General features: G+C 65.9%; 23 protein-coding genes, 2 tRNA genes and 1 pseudogene. 12 read left to right on the top strand and 14 right to left on the bottom strand.

Translation table 11 applies throughout. The annotated features are described in order from the left end of the window. Positions 1 to 7: 7 nt before the first annotated feature. From AC06E7_RS00435 to AC06E7_RS00405, 7 genes are all read right to left on the bottom strand, one after another. The gene (locus AC06E7_RS00435) at positions 8 to 667 is read right to left on the bottom strand and encodes an HNH endonuclease (RefSeq protein ID WP_217538904.1); all 660 of its coding nucleotides are present in this window, start codon (positions 665 to 667) and stop codon (positions 8 to 10) included. 96 nt (positions 668 to 763) lie between these two features. After that, the gene (locus tag AC06E7_RS00430) at positions 764 to 2554 is read right to left on the bottom strand and encodes an acyl-CoA dehydrogenase C-terminal domain-containing protein (RefSeq protein WP_478062424.1); all 1791 of its coding nucleotides are present in this window, start codon (positions 2552 to 2554) and stop codon (positions 764 to 766) included. 48 nt (positions 2555 to 2602) lie between these two features. Next, positions 2603 to 3088 (bottom strand): LEA type 2 family protein, encoded by a 486-nt coding sequence (locus AC06E7_RS00425; RefSeq protein ID WP_184126557.1) that lies wholly within the window; start codon positions 3086 to 3088, stop codon positions 2603 to 2605. 179 nt (positions 3089 to 3267) lie between these two features. Further along, the gene (locus AC06E7_RS00420) at positions 3268 to 3807 is read right to left on the bottom strand and encodes a lipocalin family protein (RefSeq protein WP_068853316.1); all 540 of its coding nucleotides are present in this window, start codon (positions 3805 to 3807) and stop codon (positions 3268 to 3270) included. Between the two features lie 77 nt (positions 3808 to 3884). Beyond that, entirely contained in the window at positions 3885 to 4352 is a 468-nt protein-coding gene (locus tag AC06E7_RS00415) for a hypothetical protein (RefSeq protein WP_095362843.1), read from the bottom strand. 110 nt (positions 4353 to 4462) lie between these two features. After that, positions 4463 to 4538, bottom strand: a tRNA-Phe gene (locus AC06E7_RS00410). Positions 4539 to 4700: 162 nt separating this feature from the next. After that, on the bottom strand, positions 4701 to 5888 hold the full coding sequence (locus AC06E7_RS00405) for a YbfB/YjiJ family MFS transporter (protein WP_478062422.1): 1188 nt from the start codon (positions 5886 to 5888) through the stop codon (positions 4701 to 4703). A 74-nt stretch (positions 5889 to 5962) separates the two neighbouring features. Here AC06E7_RS00405 and AC06E7_RS00400 point away from each other — a divergent pair, with 74 nt between their 5' ends. Further along, on the top strand, positions 5963 to 6781 hold the full coding sequence (locus tag AC06E7_RS00400) for an AraC family transcriptional regulator (RefSeq protein WP_478062421.1): 819 nt from the start codon (positions 5963 to 5965) through the stop codon (positions 6779 to 6781). Positions 6782 to 6858: 77 nt separating this feature from the next. On the opposite strand, the gene AC06E7_RS00395 is transcribed toward AC06E7_RS00400, so the two are convergent. The 3 genes from AC06E7_RS00395 to AC06E7_RS00385 are packed head-to-tail and all read right to left on the bottom strand — an operon-like array spanning position 6859 to position 8424. Then, entirely contained in the window at positions 6859 to 7377 is a 519-nt protein-coding gene (locus AC06E7_RS00395; RefSeq protein WP_426805326.1) for a DsbA family protein, read from the bottom strand. Next, complete coding sequence (locus AC06E7_RS00390; protein ID WP_478062419.1) at positions 7374 to 7871, bottom strand: peroxiredoxin; 498 nt, start codon at positions 7869 to 7871, stop codon at positions 7374 to 7376. Before AC06E7_RS00390 ends, AC06E7_RS00395 begins: the two co-directional genes overlap by 4 nt. A 34-nt stretch (positions 7872 to 7905) precedes the next feature. Further along, positions 7906 to 8424 carry a Dps family protein gene (locus tag AC06E7_RS00385; protein WP_068853304.1) on the bottom strand — a complete coding sequence of 173 codons (519 nt, stop codon included), beginning with the start codon at positions 8422 to 8424 and terminating at the stop codon, positions 7906 to 7908. 239 nt (positions 8425 to 8663) lie between these two features. On the opposite strand from AC06E7_RS00385, the gene AC06E7_RS00380 reads away from it, so the two are divergent. From AC06E7_RS00380 to AC06E7_RS00355, 6 genes are all read left to right on the top strand, one after another. After that, positions 8664 to 10124: a sensor histidine kinase gene (locus AC06E7_RS00380; protein WP_478062417.1), complete on the top strand. Its 1461-nt coding sequence runs from the start codon at positions 8664 to 8666 to the stop codon at positions 10122 to 10124. Next, the gene (locus tag AC06E7_RS00375; protein ID WP_068853300.1) at positions 10124 to 10753 is read left to right on the top strand and encodes a response regulator transcription factor; all 630 of its coding nucleotides are present in this window, start codon (positions 10124 to 10126) and stop codon (positions 10751 to 10753) included. The genes AC06E7_RS00380 and AC06E7_RS00375 overlap by 1 nt, the downstream gene beginning before the upstream one ends. A 61-nt stretch (positions 10754 to 10814) precedes the next feature. Next, on the top strand, positions 10815 to 11180 hold the full coding sequence (locus tag AC06E7_RS00370; RefSeq protein WP_093536337.1) for a response regulator transcription factor: 366 nt from the start codon (positions 10815 to 10817) through the stop codon (positions 11178 to 11180). A 69-nt stretch (positions 11181 to 11249) separates the two neighbouring features. Further along, positions 11250 to 11411 carry a hypothetical protein gene (locus AC06E7_RS00365; RefSeq protein WP_478062415.1) on the top strand — a complete coding sequence of 54 codons (162 nt, stop codon included), beginning with the start codon at positions 11250 to 11252 and terminating at the stop codon, positions 11409 to 11411. A 60-nt stretch (positions 11412 to 11471) separates the two neighbouring features. Beyond that, on the top strand, positions 11472 to 12590 hold the full coding sequence (locus tag AC06E7_RS00360; RefSeq protein WP_478062413.1) for an alpha/beta fold hydrolase: 1119 nt from the start codon (positions 11472 to 11474) through the stop codon (positions 12588 to 12590). An 87-nt stretch (positions 12591 to 12677) separates the two neighbouring features. Beyond that, positions 12678 to 12989 carry a helix-turn-helix domain-containing protein gene (locus AC06E7_RS00355; protein ID WP_478062411.1) on the top strand — a complete coding sequence of 104 codons (312 nt, stop codon included), beginning with the start codon at positions 12678 to 12680 and terminating at the stop codon, positions 12987 to 12989. Here AC06E7_RS00355 and AC06E7_RS00350 read toward each other — a convergent pair. Further along, entirely contained in the window at positions 12968 to 13423 is a 456-nt protein-coding gene (locus tag AC06E7_RS00350) for a helix-turn-helix transcriptional regulator (protein ID WP_478062410.1), read from the bottom strand. The two genes, AC06E7_RS00355 and AC06E7_RS00350, sit on opposite strands and share 22 nt — an antisense overlap. Then, the gene (locus AC06E7_RS00345) at positions 13420 to 14373 is read right to left on the bottom strand and encodes a hypothetical protein (RefSeq protein ID WP_478062408.1); all 954 of its coding nucleotides are present in this window, start codon (positions 14371 to 14373) and stop codon (positions 13420 to 13422) included. The genes AC06E7_RS00350 and AC06E7_RS00345 overlap by 4 nt, the downstream gene beginning before the upstream one ends. Before the next feature lie 50 nt (positions 14374 to 14423). Between AC06E7_RS00345 and AC06E7_RS00340 the strand changes: the two genes are divergently transcribed. After that, positions 14424 to 15026, top strand: a complete 603-nt coding sequence (locus AC06E7_RS00340; RefSeq protein WP_478062406.1) for a hypothetical protein — start codon at positions 14424 to 14426, stop codon at positions 15024 to 15026. 271 nt (positions 15027 to 15297) lie between these two features. Next, positions 15298 to 15756: a hypothetical protein gene (locus tag AC06E7_RS00335; protein ID WP_478062405.1), complete on the top strand. Its 459-nt coding sequence runs from the start codon at positions 15298 to 15300 to the stop codon at positions 15754 to 15756. A gap of 90 nt (positions 15757 to 15846) precedes the next feature. Here AC06E7_RS00335 and AC06E7_RS00330 read toward each other — a convergent pair. Beyond that, a pseudogene (locus tag AC06E7_RS00330) lies at positions 15847 to 16137 on the bottom strand (DUF4145 domain-containing protein); the annotation flags it as partial. Positions 16138 to 16370: 233 nt separating this feature from the next. Between AC06E7_RS00330 and AC06E7_RS00325 the strand changes: the two are divergent. Next, positions 16371 to 16928, top strand: coding sequence for a hypothetical protein (locus AC06E7_RS00325; RefSeq protein ID WP_478062403.1), 558 nt, complete (start codon positions 16371 to 16373; stop codon positions 16926 to 16928). A 12-nt stretch (positions 16929 to 16940) separates the two neighbouring features. Beyond that, a complete protein-coding gene (locus AC06E7_RS00320) occupies positions 16941 to 17441 on the top strand; it encodes a hypothetical protein (RefSeq protein WP_478062402.1) in 501 nt (166 codons plus the stop codon). A 374-nt stretch (positions 17442 to 17815) separates the two neighbouring features. On the opposite strand, the gene AC06E7_RS00315 is transcribed toward AC06E7_RS00320, so the two are convergent. Further along, positions 17816 to 17891 (bottom strand) — tRNA-Ala (locus AC06E7_RS00315). 413 nt (positions 17892 to 18304) lie between these two features. On the opposite strand from AC06E7_RS00315, the gene AC06E7_RS00310 reads away from it, so the two are divergent. Continuing rightward, positions 18305 to 20857 carry a Cache 3/Cache 2 fusion domain-containing protein gene (locus AC06E7_RS00310; protein WP_478062400.1) on the top strand — a complete coding sequence of 851 codons (2553 nt, stop codon included), beginning with the start codon at positions 18305 to 18307 and terminating at the stop codon, positions 20855 to 20857. Positions 20858 to 21028: the final 171 nt, after the last annotated feature.

Raw genomic sequence — 21028 nt, 5'->3', positions numbered from 1 at the left:
CGCAGGTTCAGGCGGCGAGCTTGGAGCGTTTTGGCAGCTGCGCCTTCAGGAAGGCCATCTGGTCGGCCAGGATGTTGCGGTTGGAGAGGATCATGTGTTCGATCCAGCTGGGCCGGTAAGGCACGGCCAGCAAGGGCATGCCGGCCTGCTGCGGGGTGCGGTCGCTCTTGCGCGAGTTGCAGTGGAAGCAGGCGCTGACCACGTTTTCCCACACGTCCAGGCCGCCCTTGGACAGCGGCATGACGTGGTCGCGGGTCAGCTGCGGGCGGTGGAACTGTTGGCCGCAGTACAGGCACAGATGCGCATCGCGCGCGAACAGCGCCTGGTTGGACAGGTTCGGGGTGGGATCGATGGCACGGGAACGGGCGTGGCCGCGCGCGGCGATGATCGGGTGCAGGTCAACCCCGCTCTGCAGGCCGGTCAGGCGGTTGATGCCACCGTGGATGTGCAGGCAGGGATCACCCAGGGTCCAGGCAACGGCATCGCGCGAGTAGAGGCAGGCGGCGTCCTGCCAGTTGATCCAGTCCAGTACGCGGCCATGGGCATCCAGGGACAATAACCGGACGCTGCCGGGCCGATGCAGGGAAACGATCGGCGATACCTCGGCGACCGGGGCGGGCGAGGCTCCGGTATCGATCAGACCTAAGCTCGTAGTGTCTGTCTCCATCGGGAAAACAGCTTATACCGGATTCGTTGCAATTTGGGTATGGGCGCGCGCGTCCCTACCCACGCCCCCTTGATCATCAAGGGGGCGTTCGGGCCTTCACTCCCCGAAACGGGCGTCTTCCATGGCCATGAGCGATTCCGCGCCGGCCTGGATTGCTGCCGCATGGCTGAGCGTGCGCGGCAGCATGCGGGCGAAGTAGAAGCGGGCGGTTTCGCGCTTGGCCTGCTTGAAGGCCTCGCTCTGCGCGGACGCATCAGCGGCGGCCACGCTGCGGGCCCACCAGTACGCCAGCATCACGTAGCCGGAATAGAACAGGTAATCGAAGCTGGCCGCGCCCAGTTCGTCCGGGTTGGTGGTCGCGCGCTGCAGCGTCGCCATGGTCAACTGGCCCCATTCCTGGGCCTTGGCGCGCAGCGGGGCGATGAACTCGGCCAGCGCTTCGTTGCCTTCGTTGGCCTTGGCGAAGGCCTCGATCTCGGCCAGCATCAGCTTCAGCCCGGCGCCCTGGCTGGCAGCGGTCTTGCGGCCGATCAGGTCCAGCGCCTGGATGCCGGTGGTGCCTTCATACAGCGTGGTGATGCGTGCATCGCGGGCCAGCTGCTCCATGCCGTGCTCGTGGATGTAGCCGTGGCCACCGAAGCACTGCAGGGCGTTGTAGGTGTTCTCGATGCCCCATTCGGTCTGGCACGCCTTGGAGATCGGGGTGAGGAAGCTCACCAGGGTCTCGGCGCGCTCGCGTTCGCCGGCATCGTCGGCGTGGTGGGCCACGTCGATCAGGGTGGCCGCGTGCAGCGCGAGCAGGCGGCTGCCTTCCACCAGCGACTTGATCGAGAGCAGCATGCGGCGCACGTCCGGGTGGACCAGGATCGGGTCGGCCGGCTTGTCCGGGTTCTTCGGGCCGCTCAGCGAACGCGACTGCAGGCGTTCACGCGCGTACTTCAGTGCGTTCTGGTAGGCGCGCTCGGACAGGCCGATGCCCTGCAGCCCCACGCCCAGGCGCGCGGTGTTCATCATGGTAAACATGGCCTGCAGGCCCTTGTGCGGCTGGCCGACCAGATAGCCCTCGGCGCCGTCGAAGTTCATCACGCAGGTGACCGAGCCCTTGATGCCCATTTTGTGTTCGATCGAGCCACAGCGCAGCGCGTTGCGCTCGCCGACGTTGCCGTTGCGGTCGACCTTGAACTTCGGGGTGACGAACAGCGAAATGCCCTTGGCACCGGCCGGCGCGTCGGGCAGCTTGGCCAGCACCAGGTGCACGATGTTGTCGGTCAGGTCGTGCTCGCCGGCGGTGATGAAGATCTTGGTGCCGGTGATGGCATAGCTGCCATCGGCATTGGGTTCGGCCTTGGTCTTGAGCAGGCCCAGGTCGGTGCCGCAATGCGGTTCGGTCAGGCACATGGTGCCGGTCCAGCGGCCATCGATCAGCGGCTTGAGGAACGCATCCTGCTGCCAGGCTTCGCCGTGCTGCTTGAGCGCTTCAATGGCGCCATGCGAGAGCAGCGGGAAGTTGCCCCACGCCAGGTTGGCGGCGTTGATCATTTCGTTGAGCGGCACGCCCAGCGTGTGCGGCAGGCCCTGGCCGCCCAGTTCGGGGGCAGCGGTGAGGCCGGTCCAGCCGCCATCGACGAACTGCGCGTAAGCCTGCTTGAAGCCGGGCGGGGTGGTTACTTCGCCGCTGGCCTGGTCGAGCAGGCAGCCGATTTCATCGCCCACGCTGTTGAGCGGCGCCAGCACGCTGGTGCTGAAGCGGCCGGCTTCTTCCAGCACCGCATCGACCACATCGGTGGTGGCATCGGCGAAACCCAGGCGGGCAAACAGCGGCTCCACCTTCAACACGTCATGCAGGGCGAAGCGGATATCGGAAAGCGGGGCGGTGTAGCTGCTCATCGTCAGGTCTCGATCAGATGCGGGGATCAGGTGGAAGCGGTGGTGGGGTCAGCGCAGCACGCCGGGCAGGCCGGGGGCCTGGTTGAGGGTGCTGCGGCTGTCGATCTCGAAGCTGCGCTGCTTCTTTTCCTGCGGGGTGGCGGCCACGGTGCCCTTGAGCGAATAGCCCAGGGTGCGGTTGCCGGCCAGGGCGTCGGCCACCACGATGCGCGCGGCCGAGGAGGGCTGCAGTTCCACGTTGATGACATCGGCCGAGACGCCGCCGATGGAGATGGCCGGGCGTGCGCTCACCTTGCCGGCATCCTGGTCGCCCACCTGCATCTGCAGCTCCACGTTGTCGAAGGTCATGGGCATGGAGCTGAAATTCTGCAGGCGCAGGGCCAGGGTCCAGTTGCCGTTGGCGCCCACGGTCAGCTGCTGCACGCTGGCAGCCGGCGGCGAGACGCGCTTGACATTGGTGTTGCAGGCGGTCAGCGCAACGGCGGTGCCGGCCAGCAGGGCAACGGTAAGAACGGTACGAAGGCGGTGGAACATGGGCGCAATTCCTCGTGCAGGTGCCGCGTAGGTAAGAGCATACTACGGCGTATGGTAGTTGTGCGGGTGTAGGGGGTGCGGCTACCGGCCGTGCGACGCAGGCCGGTAGGTATCGACCGTTGGCCGATACGCATCCTAAGACAAGCGAAGGTGCATTCAGGTTTCAGGCGCGCCGGCGATCAATCCACCGGGGCCATCACCTTCAGGGGCGCAAGGTCATAACCCATCGCCTCCGCCCGGGCCTTGAGGCTGGCAAACAGGGCCTTGTCCATCGTCGGCGAGCGCGACAGGATCCACAGGTACTTGCGGTCCGGGTCGCCCACCACCGCCCACTGGTAGTCCGGGTCCAGCGCGATCACCCAGTAGTCGGCCCATACCAGCGGCACCCAGGCCAGCCAGTCCGGCACGAAGCGCACCTGTAGCTGGCCCGGTTCACCTTCCACCGGCCGCGCCACGCCCTCGGCTGCGATGCGCTCGCCATCGCCGGTGCGGCAGGCGTTGTGCACGCTGATGCGGCCATCGGCGCGCAGCGCGTAGGTGGCGGTGATGTCGCCCACGCATTTCTTCTGGAATGACACCGGCAGGTGCGCGATTTCATGCCACTGGCCCGCGTAGCGGCCCATGTCCAACGCAGGCACTGAACGCACCGGTTCCACCGCGTGGGTGGTGACGGAGGTCAACAACAGTGCAGCAGCAAACAGGGCAGGGCGAAGGCGCATGGGTGTCTCCCGGCAGGAGGCCCGAGCTTAGGGGGGAGGACGTTGGCGGGTGTAAAGGTTTTGTCAGCCGGTGCTGATCAGGGTGCGAAACGAACGTGGCGCGGGTCGCTTACCTGGAGCTGGGTCTGGAAGTAGTACTTGCCGGAGGGCTTGCCGTCGTGGGTGAACGCGATGGTGGTGCGGCGGGCCGTGCCCTGTACCAGCAGGCGACGGTTGACCAGGTATTCCAGCGGCATGCCCAGCTGCTTCTGCAGTGCTTCGCGTTGCGTGGCATCCAGCGACACGTTCAACGCAAGCTGATGACGGTAGTCGCGTTCGCTGTTGAGGTAGATGCGGTCTTCGGTGACGTCGGTGTTCTTGACGGTGAACACGAAGGTGCCACTGATGCCGCGCTGCGGATCTTCGTTGGCGGCGAAGACGGCTTCGGCGGGGGTGATCCAGCCTGGCGTGACCGTCGGCATCGGCGCGTTGGGGGCGGTCATCGCCGTCTGGTGCGCACAACCAACACTGAGCAGCAGCAACGGCAGAAGCAAAGCAACGCGCATGGGACATCCTTGTTCAATGACGGTGTCCGCATTGTGCATGTGCCTGCCTGCAATGCCACTACAGCAATGCAAAAAAAAAGACCTGCATTTCTGCAGGTCTTTTGGATTCATGGTGGCCGAGGACGGAATCGAACCGCCGACACGGGGATTTTCAATCCCCTGCTCTACCAACTGAGCTACTCGGCCACTTCATCGCTGCGTTGCCGCTGGCGAGGACGCGAATAATACGGAGGTCTACGAGGTTCGGCAAGCGTTTCGACAAAAAAATTTCACATTCGTTGCTGCGGCCTTGGTGTGGCGCGTTAAGTGCTTGATCGCAGGCGTGGGCCGCGCATGAATTGCTGTTCATCAGCGCGCGTGGTCGTGCGCGTCACCGGGCATGGCGGCCAGCAGCACGATGCCCACGGCCATGAAGATGGCCGCCAGCAGCAACGACGCCTGGTAGCTGCCGCTGCTGCGGGCCAGGGTGCCGGCCAGGGCCGGCGCCAGGATCTGCGCCACCCCATAGCTGAGGGTGAGGTTGGCCATCGCCTTTGCCGGGTTGTGTGGATAGTGGCGGCCGACCACGGTGAGGGTGAGGCTGACGATGCCGGCGAAGGTGAGCCCGAACAGCAGCGCGCTGCCGAATCCGGCGGCCAGGCCGCTGTCCAGCAGCGGCAGTACGAACGAGGCGGCCTGCAGGGCGAAGGCCAGCATCAGTGCGCGGATCAGGCCGATGCGCGCGGCGATGCGGTCCCAGGCGAACGTGGATGGCACCGCCGCCAGTCCCACCAGCACCCACACCGCGCTGCCGTGGCCACGGAAGGCGGGGGTCTGTTCGAGGATGGCCACGATGAAGGTGGCGCTGACCACGAAGCCGACGCCGGCGCAGAAATAGGCCGCCACCAGCAGTTGGCGCCAGCGCCGGCTGGGCGGGGGCGGCGCTTGTGCGGCCTGTGCGGCGGAGGTCGGGGTGGGGGCCGGCATCCAGCACCAGGCGGGAAACAGGAAGAGCAGGCCCAGCAGGCCCAGCCAGCGCCATTGCGCACTGGAGTCGGCGTGCCCGGCGAGCAGGCCGGTGGCCAGCCCGGAGACCACGATGCCCAGGCCCAGCCCAGCGAAGTGCAGGCCCAGGCGCGGGCGTTGCCGGTTGGCCAGCAGCCAGTTCAGCACCAGCCCGGAGGCCAGCAGCAGGCCGGCGGTGCTGGACAGACCCGCCACGAAGCGCAGCAGGGTCCACAGCCCGGGCTGCGTCGTGGTCCCCATCAGGGTTGTGGCGGCAACCGCGAGCACCAGGCCACTCCGGTAGAAGCGGAATTTCTGCTGCATGTCGCCCACGCGCGCCGCCAGCAGGGTGCCGAGCAGGTAGCCCAGGTAGTTGAAGGTGGCCAGCCAGCCGCCCTGCGCCGCGCTGAGGCCGGCATCGACCCGCATCAGGGGCAGCAGCGGGGTGTAGGCGAAGCGGGCCAGCCCGACGGTGAGCACCAGCGCGCAGATGCCGGCGGCGATGACCTGCCAGGGTTTGCGTGCAGTGGAGGGGGCGAGGGAAGTGGACATGCGTGGAACCGGGAAGGGACGCGTCCATGGTCGATCAGGTGCGTGGCGGCTGTCTTTCGATAGAATGTCGGATCATGTCGATCAGCCGCCACGCAGGCTTGTCCGCCGCCGGCCCCTGGAAGGAAGTCCCGGTGCCGCCGCTGCGCGCGTTGCCTTGGCCGGTGATGGCGCGCAGCCAGGAGCTGGCCGCCGGCGAGCGTTTCCCGCCGCATGCGCATGACTGGAACCAGGTGGTGTTCGCCACCCACGGCGTGCTGCAGGTGACGGCACGCAATGCGCGGCATGTGATCACCCCGCAGCAGGCGCTGTGGGTGCCCACCGGCATGGTCCATCACACCGGTGCTTTGAGTGCGGCTGCGTTCCGCAACCTGTACGTGGCCGATGATCCGGCGCTGGGCATGCCCGACCGGTGCGCGGTGCTGGATGTGTCGCCGCTGCTGCGCGAGTTGATCGTGGAACTGGGGCAGGTGCGGCCGGATGACGATGCGGGTTACTACGCGCATCTGAGCGCGCTGGTCACCACGCAGCTGCGCCGCCAGCGCCAGCATGTGCGCCACCTGCCGTGGCCGCAGGATGCGCGGCTGCAGCGCTGGTGCCAGGCACTGCACGACCAGCCCGGTGATGCGCGCGGCGTGGACGAGTGGGCACAGGTGCTGGGCGCGTCGCCGCGCACGCTGGCGCGGCATTTCGAACGCGAGACCGGCATGAGCCTGCGCACGTGGCGCACGCGGCTGCGCCTGCTGCGCGCGATCGAGTGGCTGGCGCAGGGGCGTTCGCCGACGGTGATCGCGCATGAGCTGGGCTATGCGTCGGCCTCGGCGTTCAATTACATGTTCCGGGTCGAAATGGGCATGAGCCCGTTGCAATGGCGAAGGGCACGGCAACCGGGCTGAGCACAGCGGCCGGTCCCCGGCAGGTGCCGGCGCGCCCGGGTGGGGGAGGGAAGACCCCGGCGCGCCGGCGGAACGGATCAGGCGCGTTCGGTCAATACGTCGACCAGGCTGTCCACATCGCGGGCGCCGTCGTAGCGCACCCCATTGATGAAAAGGCACGGGGTGCCGTTGACGCCGCTGCGCACGCCGCCCATGAAGTCGCGTTCGATGCGGTCATCGAACGCGCCGTTGTCGGCGGCCTGCAGCAGCGCGGGGTCTACTCCCAGCTGCTTGCCATAGGCCTGCAGGTCGCGCGCGCTCAAGGCATCCTGGCGCTGGTAGAGCAGGTCATGCGCTTCCCAGAACAACCCCGCGTCTGCGGCCGCTTCGGCAAAACGCGCCGCCGGCAGCGCGTTCGGGTGAATTTCGGAAATGGGGAAGTTGCGGAACACAAAGCGCATCCGGTCGCCCAATGCCTGCTGCACCGCTTTGAGCATGGGATACGCCTCGCCGCAGTACGGGCATTGGTAGTCGCCGTACTCGACCAGGGTGATGGGCGCATCGGCCGGACCCTGGCTGTGGTCCTGCGCGCTGACGGGAATCGACAGACCTTTCATGACGCTGCTCCTTCGGTGGAGGGAAGTTGCGACAGCGCTTCCAGGATGCCGTCGGCGCCGGGATTGATGCCCAAAGGGGAGATGTAGCTCCAGCGCACGATGCCCTCGGCATCGATTACGAACAGCGCGCGTTCGCAGACGCCGTCCTGTTCGCGGTACACGCCGTAGCGGCGGGCTACCTCGCCTTTTGGCTCGAAATCGGCCAGCAAGGGGAAGTGCAGGTGGCGTTGCTCGGCGAACGCGGCGTGGCACCACACCCCATCCACGGAGATGCCCACCAGCTGCGCGCCGCTGCGGTGGAACTCGGGCAGCAGCTGGTTGTACAGCGCCAGCTGGTCGCCGCAGACCGGGCTCCAGTCGGCGGGGTAGAACGCCAGGATCACCGGGTGGCCGCGCAGCTCGTCCAGGCTGACGCGCTGGTCCGGGGTGGCGGGCAACTGGAACGCGGGCGCGGGCGCGCCAATGGGCAACGAAACGCGGGGTGCAGTGGACATGACAGCCTCCTGCTGGAACGAAACAGCGCGTGGATCAGCGGATGGGGCGGGTGCTTTCGAACAGGAACCAGCTGCGGCGCTCGGCCTCGTCGATCCAGTTCTCGATCAGGCTGGTGGTGGCCACGTCGTTGTGGGTGGTGCACACCCCATGGGTGGCCCGCAGGAAGCGGGTGAGCTGGCGGTTGTCGTCGGCCAGCTCGGCCAGCATGTCCTCGGGGGTCACGTAGTCCGCGTCGTTGTCGAGCAGGCGCTGGATGCGGTGGATCTGCCCGATCGAGCGCAGCGTGGTGCCGCCGACCTTGCGCGCCCGTTCGGCGATGGCATCGGTGGTGGCGAAGATCTGCTCGCCCTGCTCATCCAGCATCAGGTGGTAGTCGCGGAAGTGCGGGCCGGACAGGTGCCAGTGGAAGTTCTTGGTCTTCAGGTACAGCGCGAACACATCGGCCAGCAGCACGGTCAGGGCACCGGCGATGTCCTTGCCGGCCTGCAGGCTGAGGTCGGACGGCGTGCGCAGCGGGGCGGTCTGGCGGGACGGGGCGACAACATCGTGCATGGCGGCTCTCCGGTAGCGGGGGAAGGCGGCCCGGGCCGCAGGTGCTGCGGGGGAACCGATGGATCCAGACTAGGCAGCGGGGGCCGGCGGGAACATTGCGCGATCGTTTCCCCGGCTCATACCTTGGTTTGGGCCACCTGTCGGCGCATCCCTCTTTGGGGGGATCTGCCGCCCCCGGGTGCGGGGGATACTGGGCTCACCCCCGCGCAGGTGACTGCGCCCCGCCAGGAGGCCAGACCGTGGTTCCCAGCTCGACTTCCACGCGCCCGCACGCCGCCGCGGCATCCACGTTGCGCGGCCGCACCGTGTTCCGCGCCGCTGCCGCGCTGCTCACGCTGGCGATCTTCCTGGTCGATGTGCTCACCACGCTGGAAGGTGCGGTAGCAGTGCTGTACGTGGTGGCGGTGCTGCTGGTGGCGCGCACCGGGCGCCGCGCCGACATCGTCATCACTGCCGTGGCCGGCATCGGGTTGACCCTCATCGCCTACCTGGATTCGCACGGGGTGAACCATGTGGGTGCGCAGACCTTCCGCGCGCTGGTCAGCCTCGCGGCGATCGTCATCACCGCGCTGCTGGCACTGCAGTACCAGGGCGCGATGCAGCGCCTGCGCGGGCAGGCAACGCTGCTGGACCTGTCACACGACATGATCTTCGTGCGTGACCGCAGCGGGGTGATCACGTTCTGGAACCGCACGGCCGCGCAGGTGTACGGTTGGTCGGCCGAGGAATCCATCGGCCGCGTGGCCGATGTCCTGCTGTCCACCCGCTATCCGCAGGCACGCGAGGCAGTGGAAGCCACCCTGCTGCAACTGGGCAGCTGGGAAGGCACGCTGGAGCAGCGCACCCGCGACGGCGCCTGGCGCGTGCTGGAAAGCCGCTGGGTGATCCAGCGCGATGGCCTGGGGCGCGCAACCGGCGTGATGGAAACCCACACCGACGTCACCGAGCGCCGCCGGGCCGAGGATGCCGCGCTGCGCGCGCAGGCCGAACTGGCGCACGCCACGCGCGTGGCCACGCTCGGTGAGCTGACGGCTTCACTGGCGCACGAGGTCAACCAGCCGCTGATGGCGGTGGTAACCAACGGCGAGGCCGGGCTGCGCTGGCTGCACCGCGACCCGCCGGACCTGCACGAAGTGGAGGCCGCCATCACCCGCACGGTGAGGGAAGCGCGCCGTGCCAGTGAGATCGTCAAACGCGTCCGCGCGTTCCTGGCCAAACGCAGCACGCCGCGCGAGCCGCTCGATGCCTCCCTGCTGATCGAAGACGCGGTGCGGCTGGTGCAGCACGAACTCAACCGTGAGGCAGTGCAGCTGCACGTGGCAGTGACCGCCGACCTTCCCGCCGTGCACGGTGATGCGGTGCAGCTTCAGCAGGTGCTGGTGAACCTGCTGATCAACGCCAGCCAGGCCATGGCCGGGCAGGCCAACGCGCGGCAGTTGGTGGTGGAGGCGCAGCCCGGCGCGCCCGGTGAAGTGGCCATCAGCATTGCCGACAGCGGCCCGGGCATCGACAGCGCGCACCTGGACACCCTGTTCCAACCCTTCTTCACCACCAAGCCGGACGGTATGGGCATGGGCCTGGCGATCTGCCGGTCCACCGCCGAAGCCCATGGCGGGCGACTGTCGGTGGAGAGCGTGCCCGGCCATGGCGCCACCTTCCGGCTGGTGCTGGCCACCCATCCCCCAGGAGCTTGCGCCTGATGAGCCTACCCTCTCCGCCACTGGTCGTGGTGGTCGATGACGATGCCGCCGTGCGCGATGCGCTGGACAGCCTGCTGCGTTCGGTGGGGCTGCAGACCCGCGTGCTGGGCGCGCCTTCGGAGCTGCTGCACGCAGTGCTGCCGGACGTGCCTGGCTGCATCGTGCTGGACGTGCGCCTGCCGGGCATCAGCGGGTTGGATCTGCAGGGCCAGTTGGCCGCGCAGGGCATCCACCTGCCCATCGTGTTCATGACCGGGCACGGCGACATTCCCATGACCGTGCGCGCGATGAAGGCCGGCGCGGTGGATTTCCTGGCCAAGCCGTTCCGCGACCAGGACATGCTGGATGCGGTGAGCGCCGCGATCGAGCGCGACACCCGCCGCCGCCAGGACATGGCCGCGCGCGGTTCGCTGGAAACGCGCTACGCCACCCTGACCCCGCGCGAGCGTGAGGTAATGGCGCACGTAGTGGCCGGGTTGATGAACAAACAGGTGGCCGGCGTGCTGCACCTGAGCGAGATCACCGTGAAAATCCATCGCGGCAACGTGATGCGCAAGATGGGCGTGCGCTCGCTGGCCGACCTGGTAAGGCACGCGGAGGCACTGGGCGTGGGCACCGGCACCGCCTGATCCGGCCAGCACAAACCTGTGTATGGTTCCGGCGCGCGGCCGGATCGGGCATAAAGGCCCCATGAAGCCGAGTTACCGCATTGCGATCGTCGATGACGACGACGGGGTCCGCCAGTCGTTGTCCAGCCTGGTGCGCTCGCTGGGCCACGAAGCGCGCACCTATGCCTCGGCGGCGGCGTTCCTGGCCGACGAGGGCGACGCACCCGACTGCCTGCTTACCGACATGCAGATGCCGCAGATGAGTGGCGACCAGCTGCAGGCCGAACTGCTGGCGCGCGGGTGCGCGTTTCCAATGATCTTCATGACCGCGTTTCCCACCGATGCGCTGCGCGCGCGGGTGATGGAGCGGGGCGGTCGCGCGTTCCTGGTCAAGCCGGTGGACGGCGAGGCGATGCTGCGCTGTATCGAGGAGGCGATCACCTCATGACCACTGCGTCACGCGACCGCCGCTAGGGTGCAGGCATGCCCAAGGGGGCAGGCCACCACGAGCACGCACATGAACACCGAAAAGCAGCCCGGCAAGCAGCAGGGCGTTGACGAAGCCAAGCAGGACCGGAAGCAGGAAGACGCGGCCAAGGCCCGCCAGGGCCAGACCGATGAGAGCGTCCGTCAGTCCGAAAGCCGGCGCCCGCCGATCAAGGACAATCCGGACGCGTGACACAATCGGCGTTCCGCTCCTGAGAAGGTGTCTACGCCGATGAGATGTTGGGTTGCCGGCTTGTTCTGGCTTGCTGTAACAGCGTTCAACGTCCCGGCGCAGGCAAGTGAGCCGCCGGGCCCCGCGCCCCACAACCGCGCCGAGGCAGTGAAGGTCATTGCCGACCTGCGCAAGGTCGTGGCCGACAACGGCATCGAGCGGCTGCAGAAGGTCCGCATCGGCGGCATCGACCAGTGGGTCTCCATCCGCGGCAACGACCGCCGCAACCCGGTGCTGCTGATGCTGCACGGCGGGCCCGGTTGGGTGGCGATGCCCACCAGCTGGTATTTCCAGCGTGGTTGGGAGGAGTACTTCACTGTCGTGCAGTGGGACCAGCGGGGTGCAGGCAAGACCTACGCGGCCAATGACCCTGCGGTGGTCGCTCCGACCATGACCCGCGAACGGATGATCGCCGACAGCGAGGAAATGGTGGCCTGGCTGCGCAGCGAGTTCGGCAAGGAGCGGATCTTCGTGCTGGGCCAATCGTGGGGAAGCTACCTGGGTCTGGAGCTGGCCCAGCGCCGGCCCGGGTGGCTGCATGCCTACATCGGCATCGGGCAGATCTCCAATGCGCCGGAAAGCGAGCGCCGTGGTTTTGCGTGGACCCTGCAGCAGGCGCGGGAGGACGGCAACGCCGAAGCGGTGGCCGAGCTGGAAGCATTGGCGCCCTACGCACAGGGAAACCAACCCGTGCCGCTCGAGAAGCTGTTCAAGCAGCGGAAGTGGCTCAACCACTACGGCGGCATGGTGCACAACCGCAGGGGCGGCGATGCCGAAGCGGCCGCAATCAGGCTTTCGCCGGAGTACACCGACCATGACGTGGCCGAGGTGTGGAAGGGCAACGACTTCTCGATGCAGCACCTGCTCAGCGAGGTGCTGACCCTGGACATGACCACGGTTCGGGAACTGAAGGTCCCGGTGTTCCTGTTCGAAGGCCGGCACGACCACAACGTCTCGTCCGAGCTCGCGGCGGAGTGGCTCCAGGGCGTAAAGGCGCCGGCCAAGCAGCTGGTCTGGTTCGAGCAGTCCGCGCACGAAGTAATGATCGAAGAACCGGGCAAGACCCTGCTCACCCTCGTACAACAGCTACGCCCGATTGCCGAGCGGGCAGGAGACGTCCCCAGGAATGGGGGAAATTGAAGGGCAGGTAGTTGGATATATACGGCAATGCCGTATAGTTCAATTGCGCGCCATTTACCCCATGCGCATTGGCAGAGGAGCTCGGTCATGCCGAAGAATGACAAACTACTTGAAGCCCGCGACGCGAAGCGTGACATCGGTGCCGAGCTGCTGGCGTCGGTTCGCGCCATCAAGGAGGGCAAGGTCGGCAGGGTGAACATGGTGCCGGTATCGATCGCTGCCGAAGCACGTCAGCGACTGGGCCTGTCCCAGGCGCAGTTCGCAGGGATGCTGGGCGTATCGGTACGCACCTTCCAGGATTGGGAGCAGGGCCGCCGCGAACCTTCAGGTGCGGCCAGGACGCTGTTGAGGATTGCGGCCATTCGACCCGACGCAGTTCACGAGGCGATGGCGATCTGAATCCTGGCGGCGGGGCCTGCCGCCCCATCGCAACAAAAAAAGCCACCCGTCGGGTGGCTTTTTTTTGTTGCGCTGTCGTCCGGGGACGACGGCTGGAATGTGGTGAAGGGGAACCGCTGAAGTGCCAGAAAGGCTTGCGGCACAATGGGCTGACGCGTGCTTGTGGTGCAGATGCCCCCACATGTGCCCCCGCTCTCAAGCTGCTTTCGGCAGCTCCTCCGAACTCCCGTCCCGAGCAGCCAATTTGGCCGCAATCCAGGCGTCGATTTCGTCCTAAGACCAGGCGACACAGTTCCCCCGAGGTCGATTTGCGAAGGAAACTCCTTCCGGCGGATCCGGTCGTAGATGGTGTTCTTGGCCAGGCCCGTCCGGGCGGTGACGTCCTTGAGGCGCAGCAGGTTGGGGACGCGGCGCGGTGTGGGGGTGGTATTCATCGGGTCTCCTTCGCCGCGGTGCGCGGCTGATTGGGGTTCTGCTTTCGGGTGCGCGGGCAACTGCCCCGGGCGGCTGCCATGACCTTCAGCGCTTCGTCCATGTCGCCGGCGGCGAGGTGGTGCAAGCCCAGGGCGCGGGCCTCCCACAGCCGTACGGTCCTGCTGCATGCCTCTGCCAAATCGACGCACGAAACCGCTGCCAACTCTAATGCCGCTTTCGGAATACTGGACGGCTCAGCTGCTCCTGGCGTGACCCCAGCAAGGCGTGAGCTTCGGCCCTCACACCTCGCGATGTAGGCTTCAGGCACCCCTAACGGAGCTTCCAGATGAGCCCTATCGAAACCGACAAACTTGTCACCCGCACCGGTGAAGCCGCCGGCGCTCAGTACATCATCAGCCTCAGGGTCGGGAATGAGGGTGACACCAGGATCGAGGCAATCGTCGCGGTCGTTGACGACCAAGAGCTGCAAGCGCCCGCCTCCGACAGCGTCTTTGATTCCGAAGAGGCCGCGATGACTGAAGCGATCCAGAGAGTCGAAGGTCTTGTCGAGAGTGATGAACGTCACTCCGATGTGGCTGCCGTCAAGCCGACCGGAGGAAGTCTCGGCGGCAAGTAAATCTGCGCGGAGCGCTGGAACGCCTGTTCCTCGCTTTCGGTTGCGTCCGGGTTTCACGAGTGCGCCTCGGGATGCGCACGGCGGTGCGCGTCGATCAGCCCCTGCACCTGGCCCTGCAGCCCGGCGGCCATGTCGCAGAAGTTTCGGCACCACGGTGGTGGCCATGACGTGCAGCTGGTTGCGGATGTCCAGCAGGTCCACCAGCGGAAAAGGCTGCTGCCCGGCGCGGATGGCGTCGGCGATGGCCGCCTGCAGCTGAGCCCGGCCCAGGGCGTCGCCGTCTTCGGTGAAGCGCCGGGCTACGTTGAGGGCAATTTGGTCGATGTCAGACATTGCTACGCTCCGTGGCAGAATGCGAGCTCAGGGGAATTGGTGAAACACGGATGGCGATTCCAACAGGGGTGGTTGAGTGCGCGTTGAAGTCGGGAGTCGATAGCCCTAACTGGGATGCAATCAGTGCAGTCGGAACCGTTGCTGCGGTGATCGCGGCTCTCTGGATCGCTGGTGCTGAGGGTCGGCGCGCAAGGCGAGATGGACGAGCACGGGCGATTTGGGTCAAAGAGGAGTTCAGAAAACCTATCGGTCAGTGGCTCACGAACGCCAAAGGCGCGCTCGGTCTGATCACTCTTGATCAGGACCAGAATCTCTGGCGACTGCTTACCAAGCCGGGCGACCGCTGCTATCCATTTCGGATTCCCTCGCAGGTATCGGATTTGCGGGGCTATCTCCAGGACCTGGGCGACGCCGGTCAGTTCGTGGCAACTGCGGTTGGTCTGGCGCGACGCCTCGAAAGCTGCGACATGGTGGCGGTCTTGAATAATCAGTACCGGGATCTGAATGAAGCGCTCGACATCCGAACAGAGTTCGAGCATGACCTCAAGCAGCTCATCAAGGCGCTGGAGTTGGCGCAGCGGCACCTGAAGATTGATGATTATGAAGGTCCTGAGAGAAGGCACCCTCGCAGGCGTGTGAGAGAGGTCATCTAGCGTGCGAACGAGCGACCGTTTCCGAGCGGATTCGCACGCTGTGGCCTTATTTGAGTAGCCGGTTGGGGAGATGGCAGATTGACTGCCCTAGTCAGTTGATCGCATCCCCGGGTATGGCACGGGTGCTGTACGAACCAAGCTACTTCCGGTTCTCGAACCTGCCGGAGTGGTGGCGGCCGAAGGAGAACGCGGCCAGCGCGCCGGCGGCTGGCAGAGCACCTGCGAAACGCCGCGGCCTGGCGCGCTTCCTCCCTCAGGCAGGGGAGCAAGCATGACCCTCACCGCTGCAGCGAAGAAGATCTGCGCGAAGCGCGCCCAGCGGTCGATCTACCTGACGGACAAGAAGCTGATCGACCCGGACACCGGCGAGTTGGTCGGGGCGCAGGTGCCGGCACACGACGTGGATGCGCGCCTGCTGCGCGAGCGGAAGTACCACGCCGGCCGCGAGGTGCGCGCGGAGCTAAAGCACCCGCGGGAGGGCTGGCAGTATCGGCTGATCCACAAGATCGGGCAACTGCTGGTCGACAACGTCGAGGGCTGGGAGCAGTTAGAGGGTCACGACGCGGTGATGCGCCTGCAGCGCGAGTCCGGCGTCTGCTGCGAGGAAATCGAGATCGACGTACCCGGCGTCGGCCGGCTGATGGTAAGCAGGCCGAGAGCCTGTCGTTCGACGAAATGGAGCAGGGCCGGTTCCAAGTGCTGTTCGACGCAATCACCCAGCACATCGTAACCGCCATGCGCACGTGTTGTTGGACGACGTGCGTGCGGAGTTCTGGCAGATGGCTGGGCACAACAGGAGAGCGGCTTGATTACCCACCATCTACGGTTCGGCGGCGGACTTCTTGGCCAAGACCTGCGCAGGCAAGGTGAATGTGTACGTCAGGAACACCTCGGTGAAGTCTTGGAGCTGGCCGATCTCCTCGCTCGTCAATTCTTCTTCGCCATGTGCACCTTGATTGCCATCAAGGCGAATCAAGTGCGCCCATTGCTTCAAATCGGCCGTCAACTTTCCGTTCGCGGCGAGAAGGTCAATGCGCTGTGCAAGAGTCTTGCCGGCAAAGGATCTGTCGAGTTCTCGCGTCGCGATATCAATCGTCTTGCGGAACATCGACGCACCGGCATCTGTGTTCCCATGGCGCGCGTTCTCAAGGCCCTGAACAAAAAGTCCTTGCTACAGCTAACGAAAAGCTTCTTGGAGCGCTACGCCCACTACCTGAAGAAAAACGGCCGCTGTGCGGTCTGCCAGTTCTGGGGGGCAGTGCGAGGCCGACTACCACGGCAGGGGCTGGCCGGACCCGGTGGCCACCTGCGACACCGACGGTAAGCTGCCGGCGTTTCGATTGGATGACCAAATACTGGAGCAACTTCGCGATGCGTAGCAATGACCCCCTGACCGAAGACCTCCGCCGCTGGGGCCATGCCCAGGTGAATCGCTACGCCTTCAGCCATGCCGAGCGCGGTGTGCACGTGCTGCGGCATGCCCGGGACCTGTCACCTGGAACGCGGCAGCGGGCCCTGCGGGAACTGGTAGGCCGGGACGGCGGCGCCCGCCGGCGCTTCATGCTCCCGTTCGGGAGTGGTCGGCATGCACCTGCTGCCGATGTAGGCCGTAGACCCGATCCGATCCTCCAACGATGCCAGAAACCGCACGACAACCCCGAGATTGCGGTAGACCTGGACACACCTGACGAGCTGCGCTGGGTAGATAGGGCGCTGGCCTTCATTCAGCGGCAATACCCCCTTCGGGCACTGATCGTCCGCACCGAATTCACGGTTTCGGCAAGCCAAGCCGTGAAGGCCAGGATGATTGCCGAGCAGTATCGCGGGAGCCTTACTTTGCGGCAGTATCGATACGAGCTCGTCCGTAGCCTAGACTTGCTGCGCGGCAGGATCGCCGCGTAGAGGAGCTGAGCAATGGAGTTCTTTCAGTGGCTTTGGGAAGATGCCGACAAGCTTTCGGGGATTGCCGCAGTCTTGGCGTTTGTTATTGCTGTACTGGCGCTTCGTGCGCAGCGCGAGCACAACAGGCTCTCCGTCAGGCCGCTTCCAGAAATAAAGTTCAAAGACTTAGAAGGCCACCAAGTAGTTACCTTGGCGAATCACGGTACTGGGCCTTTGATAATCAAGGCCCTCGGCATCTCGAAGGGCGGCGAGATCGTTGCAGATGCCCTTATCGACCTCATGCCTGCCCATATCAAGTCTTGGGATTGGTTCGTCGGATCTCTAAATGGCCGGTCAGTACCTGTCGGTGGATCCATCGACCTGATCGAATACAAGACGATTTCCAAATCGAACCAGCAGGCGGTCCGCGGAGCTCTGAAAGACCTCTCTGTGCACGTGATCTATTGCGACATCTACAATGGAGACCATCCGGTGTATCGGAAGTCGCTGGAGTGGTTTGGCCGGCACGATTGACAGTGACGTCAAGAAATGGACTGATTCTGCCACTATCAAGAATTGTCCCTGAAGCCCTGGCCAAAAGCCGGGGCTTCCGCGTTCTTGGCCCCCGACACCGATTGTCCGCCGATCGAATAGGCCTGACTACCTCGCCGCGGGGCGATACGGGCCGGCAGCAACTACATCCCTCCGTGCGGACGGGAGCGCCGAATCGCGAGATCGGAGAGTGGGGGCATCAGATTTGGGGGCGGAGGGCAGGTGCCCCAAAATATGCCCCCACTGTCTCACCAGCTGAAACGCTACGGACCGGTCTGGACCGGCCAATGAAAAAGGCCGGAAGCCCTGTTTTTGCAGGTATTCCGGCCTTCTTCGCGCCCCTTCGGGCGAGTGTTTGGTGGAGCCAAGGAGGATCGAACTCCTGACCTCGTCATTGCGAACGACGCGCTCTCCCAGCTGAGCTATGGCCCCGGTGTGCTGCAACACGGCTTGGGAACCGCGATGCGATCAAGTGTAGCGCCGTGCACCCCGGGCTGCCAAGGCCCCGCGCTTCATCTGCCCACTTGCGTTACTCAACCCGGTGCCGCCAGCGCGATCTGCTCAACCTTCGCCTTGTTCAAGGAGCCCACGGTTGCGGCCTAAGGCCCGGGACGGGAGTGCCGTTCGCGGCAGCACCCCTCTGATCTTGAGGAAATTTCCCCGCTTTCTGAACGCAGCTGCGGCTTTGTGAAGATGCGCCCGGGAGACATTGCTTTTAAATCAATCATTTAGGGAAAACGAAAGCTCGGATGTTTTTGTCTTTTTTTACGTAAAGAGGACCACTTCGGTGCCGATAAGAACTGTGACGTATCTCTCAATCCAATCCCCACCTTCGAGTACCGACGATGACGACCCGTGCCGCCACCGTTTTCTCTACCTCCATCGGCGCGCGCCTGGCGCTGTTGATGGGCCTGATCACCACCGTCGCCTTCGTGGCGCTGGCGGTGCTGATCTACCGCCAGGCCGCAACCAGCTACCAGCAGCGTGTTGAAGCTGGCCTGCAGTCGTCCACCGAGTTGATGCGCGACTCGGTGGAACTGTACGACCGCAGCCTGAGCGACAGCACCCAGCGCATGGCCGGGATCTTCCGCGGCATGCTGCCCGCCGGCGATGTCAGCGTTGACGCGGCCAAGACCGTGACCGTGGGCGAACGGCAGACCCCGACCCTGCAGTTCGGCACCGAGGTGCTCAACCTGCACGAGGCCACGGTGGACCGCTTTGCCGAAGCCACTGGCGGCGGCGTCGCCACGGTGTTCGTGCGCGATGGCGACGATTTCGTGCGCGTGTCCACCTCGGTGCGCAACGCCGAAGGCGCACGCGCCATGGGCACGGTGCTCGACCACGCCAGCCCGGCCTATGCAAAGGTCATCGCAGGTGAGGGATACACCGGTCCGGTGCGGCTGTTCGGGGTGGATTACATGACCCACTACATGCCGATCAAGGATGCCGCCGGTGAGGTTGCCGCGATCGCCTTCGTCGGCCAGAACTACACCGAAGGCCTGGCGGCGCTGAAGGCGCGCCTGCGCGAATCCAGGCTGGGCAAGCAAGGTCACTTCCTGGCAGTCAACACCAAGGCCGGCGACCAGTTCGGTACGGTGATGGCGTCGTTCGCCGGCGAAGGCGAGCTCCTGTCCTCCCTGGTGGACCCGGCCGACCAGGCCACGCTGGAGGCACTGCTGGCCGGCAAGGCCAGCCAGGCAACGCTGCACCTGCGTACCGCCAAGGACGCCGCGCCGCAGACCTATTTCGTCAGCGCCCAGGCCTACGGCCCGTGGCAGTGGACGGTGCTCGGCCTGGAACCGACCTCGGTGCTGCAGGCCGTGCTGCACAAGTTGATGCTGCAGATCAGCGTGGTGTCCGGCCTGGGCCTGCTCGCGGTGATCGTGGCGCTCATCGTCGTGGTACGTCGTGTCATCAGCGCCCCCCTGGCGCAGGCCGGGCAGGTCGCGCGCGACGTCGCGGCGGGCCGCCTGGACCAGCGCATCGTGGTGCACAGCCAGGACGAAGTCGGCCGGCTGATGGGCGCGCTGCAGCAGATGCAGGCCAAGCTGCGCGAGATCATCCAGGCGCAGAACGAAATGAGCCAGCGGCATGCCGAAGGGGCGATCAGCCACCGCATCGACGCCAGCCGCTTCGAGGGCGAGTTCGGCACGATGGTGACCGGGACCAATGAACTGGTTGCCGCGCATATCGGGGTCAAGATGCGCATGGTGGACCTGGTGCGCCGCTACGCCGATGGCGACCTGTCCCAGCCGATGGAGCAGCTGCCGGGCGAAAAGGCGCGCATCACCGAGGCAGTGAACGGCGTGCGCGACCGCCTGCAGGCGATCAATGGCGAGATCAAGCACCTGGTCGCGGCGGCCGCCGCCGGCGACTTCAGCGTGCGTGGCAATGCCGAGGCCTACCAGTACGACTTCCGCGTGATGGTCGAAGGGCTCAATACCCTGATGGTCACCGCCGACCGCAACCTCAGCGCGCTGTCCGGGCTGCTGCGCGCGCTGGCCGAAGGCGACCTGCGCGGCCGTATCGAGGGTCAGTTCCAGGGCGTGTTCGCGACCATGCGCGACGATGCCAATGCCACCGTGGCGCAGCTGACCCGTATCGTTGGTGGGATCCAGCAGGCGGCCGTGTCGGTCGCCACGGCGTCGGCGGAAATCGCCGCCGGCAACGACGACCTGTCCAAGCGCACCGAGCAGCAGGCCGCGAGCCTGGAGGAATCGGCCGCGTCGCTGGAAGAGCTGACCGCTGCCGTGAAGCAGAACGCCGACCATGCACGTCGCGCCGACCGCCTGGCGGCAGAGGCGGCCGAGGTGGCGGTGCAGGGCGGCAACGCGGTGGCGCAGGTGGTGGAGACCATGGGCGGCATCGAAGCGTCCTCGCGCCGCATCGCCGACATCACCACCGTCATCGATGGCATCGCGTTCCAGACCAACATCCTGGCGCTCAACGCCGCGGTGGAAGCGGCGCGCGCGGGTGAGGAAGGCCGTGGGTTTGCCGTGGTGGCCTCGGAAGTACGCGCGCTGGCGCAGCGCTCGGCCAGTGCGGCCAAGGAGATCAAGGCGCTGATCGACGCGTCGGCGACCCAGGTGGCCGACGGCAGCGCATTGGCCAGCGAGGCGGGGCAGACCCTGCAGCGCGTGGTGGCATCGGTTGGGGAGCTGGGCGGGCTGATCGAAGAGATCGCCAACGCCAGCCAGGAACAGGCGGCAGGGATCGAGCAGGTCAACCAGAGCATCGTGCAGATGGATGGTGTGACCCAGCAGAACGCTGCCCTCGTCGAGGAGGCTTCGGCCGCTGCGCGTGCATTGAACGCGCAGTCGTCCGAGCTGCAGCAATCGGTCGGGCAGTTCCGCCTGGCCGACGCGCAGCCCGCGCGCAGGGAGCGCGTTGCGGCCTGATCGGGTGCGGTGGCGTCTGCGATGGGGAGTCGCAGACGCCACCGCCGGATCAAAGGTGGGGGTTGAAATCCCCTTGAAACATCTGCGCAATACCTTGCCGCATCGCTGTGCAGACAGCGGTGCCGCTGTTGTGCACCTGCGTGCGTCCGCACGCCACCTTGATCCGTACTG

It is taken from the genome of Stenotrophomonas sp. Steno-Z4 (genome assembly GCF_056393145.1).
Note: the sequence above shows the minus strand (reverse complement) of the source record. Positions and strands in the feature narration are given on the sequence as shown.

Bases quoted from the DNA above. Each gene is read 5' to 3' on its own strand.
- AC06E7_RS00435 (WP_217538904.1), bottom strand. From the start codon at position 667: ATGGAGACAGACACTACGAGCTTAGGTCTGATCGATACCGGAGCCTCG.
- AC06E7_RS00430 (WP_478062424.1), bottom strand. From the start codon at position 2,554: ATGAGCAGCTACACCGCCCCGCTTTCCGATATCCGCTTCGCCCTGCAT.
- AC06E7_RS00425 (WP_184126557.1), bottom strand. From the start codon at position 3,088: ATGTTCCACCGCCTTCGTACCGTTCTTACCGTTGCCCTGCTGGCCGGC.
- AC06E7_RS00420 (WP_068853316.1), bottom strand. From the start codon at position 3,807: ATGCGCCTTCGCCCTGCCCTGTTTGCTGCTGCACTGTTGTTGACCTCC.
- AC06E7_RS00415 (WP_095362843.1), bottom strand. From the start codon at position 4,352: ATGCGCGTTGCTTTGCTTCTGCCGTTGCTGCTGCTCAGTGTTGGTTGT.
- AC06E7_RS00405 (WP_478062422.1), bottom strand. From the start codon at position 5,888: ATGTCCACTTCCCTCGCCCCCTCCACTGCACGCAAACCCTGGCAGGTC.
- AC06E7_RS00400 (WP_478062421.1), top strand. From the start codon at position 5,963: ATGTCGATCAGCCGCCACGCAGGCTTGTCCGCCGCCGGCCCCTGGAAG.
- AC06E7_RS00395 (WP_426805326.1), bottom strand. From the start codon at position 7,377: ATGAAAGGTCTGTCGATTCCCGTCAGCGCGCAGGACCACAGCCAGGGT.
- AC06E7_RS00390 (WP_478062419.1), bottom strand. From the start codon at position 7,871: ATGTCCACTGCACCCCGCGTTTCGTTGCCCATTGGCGCGCCCGCGCCC.
- AC06E7_RS00385 (WP_068853304.1), bottom strand. From the start codon at position 8,424: ATGCACGATGTTGTCGCCCCGTCCCGCCAGACCGCCCCGCTGCGCACG.
- AC06E7_RS00375 (WP_068853300.1), top strand. From the start codon at position 10,124: ATGAGCCTACCCTCTCCGCCACTGGTCGTGGTGGTCGATGACGATGCC.
- AC06E7_RS00370 (WP_093536337.1), top strand. From the start codon at position 10,815: ATGAAGCCGAGTTACCGCATTGCGATCGTCGATGACGACGACGGGGTC.
- AC06E7_RS00365 (WP_478062415.1), top strand. From the start codon at position 11,250: ATGAACACCGAAAAGCAGCCCGGCAAGCAGCAGGGCGTTGACGAAGCC.
- AC06E7_RS00355 (WP_478062411.1), top strand. From the start codon at position 12,678: ATGCCGAAGAATGACAAACTACTTGAAGCCCGCGACGCGAAGCGTGAC.
- AC06E7_RS00350 (WP_478062410.1), bottom strand. From the start codon at position 13,423: ATGAATACCACCCCCACACCGCGCCGCGTCCCCAACCTGCTGCGCCTC.
- AC06E7_RS00345 (WP_478062408.1), bottom strand. From the start codon at position 14,373: ATGTCTGACATCGACCAAATTGCCCTCAACGTAGCCCGGCGCTTCACC.
- AC06E7_RS00340 (WP_478062406.1), top strand. From the start codon at position 14,424: ATGGCGATTCCAACAGGGGTGGTTGAGTGCGCGTTGAAGTCGGGAGTC.
- AC06E7_RS00335 (WP_478062405.1), top strand. From the start codon at position 15,298: ATGACCCTCACCGCTGCAGCGAAGAAGATCTGCGCGAAGCGCGCCCAG.
- AC06E7_RS00325 (WP_478062403.1), top strand. From the start codon at position 16,371: ATGACCAAATACTGGAGCAACTTCGCGATGCGTAGCAATGACCCCCTG.
- AC06E7_RS00320 (WP_478062402.1), top strand. From the start codon at position 16,941: ATGGAGTTCTTTCAGTGGCTTTGGGAAGATGCCGACAAGCTTTCGGGG.
- AC06E7_RS00310 (WP_478062400.1), top strand. From the start codon at position 18,305: ATGACGACCCGTGCCGCCACCGTTTTCTCTACCTCCATCGGCGCGCGC.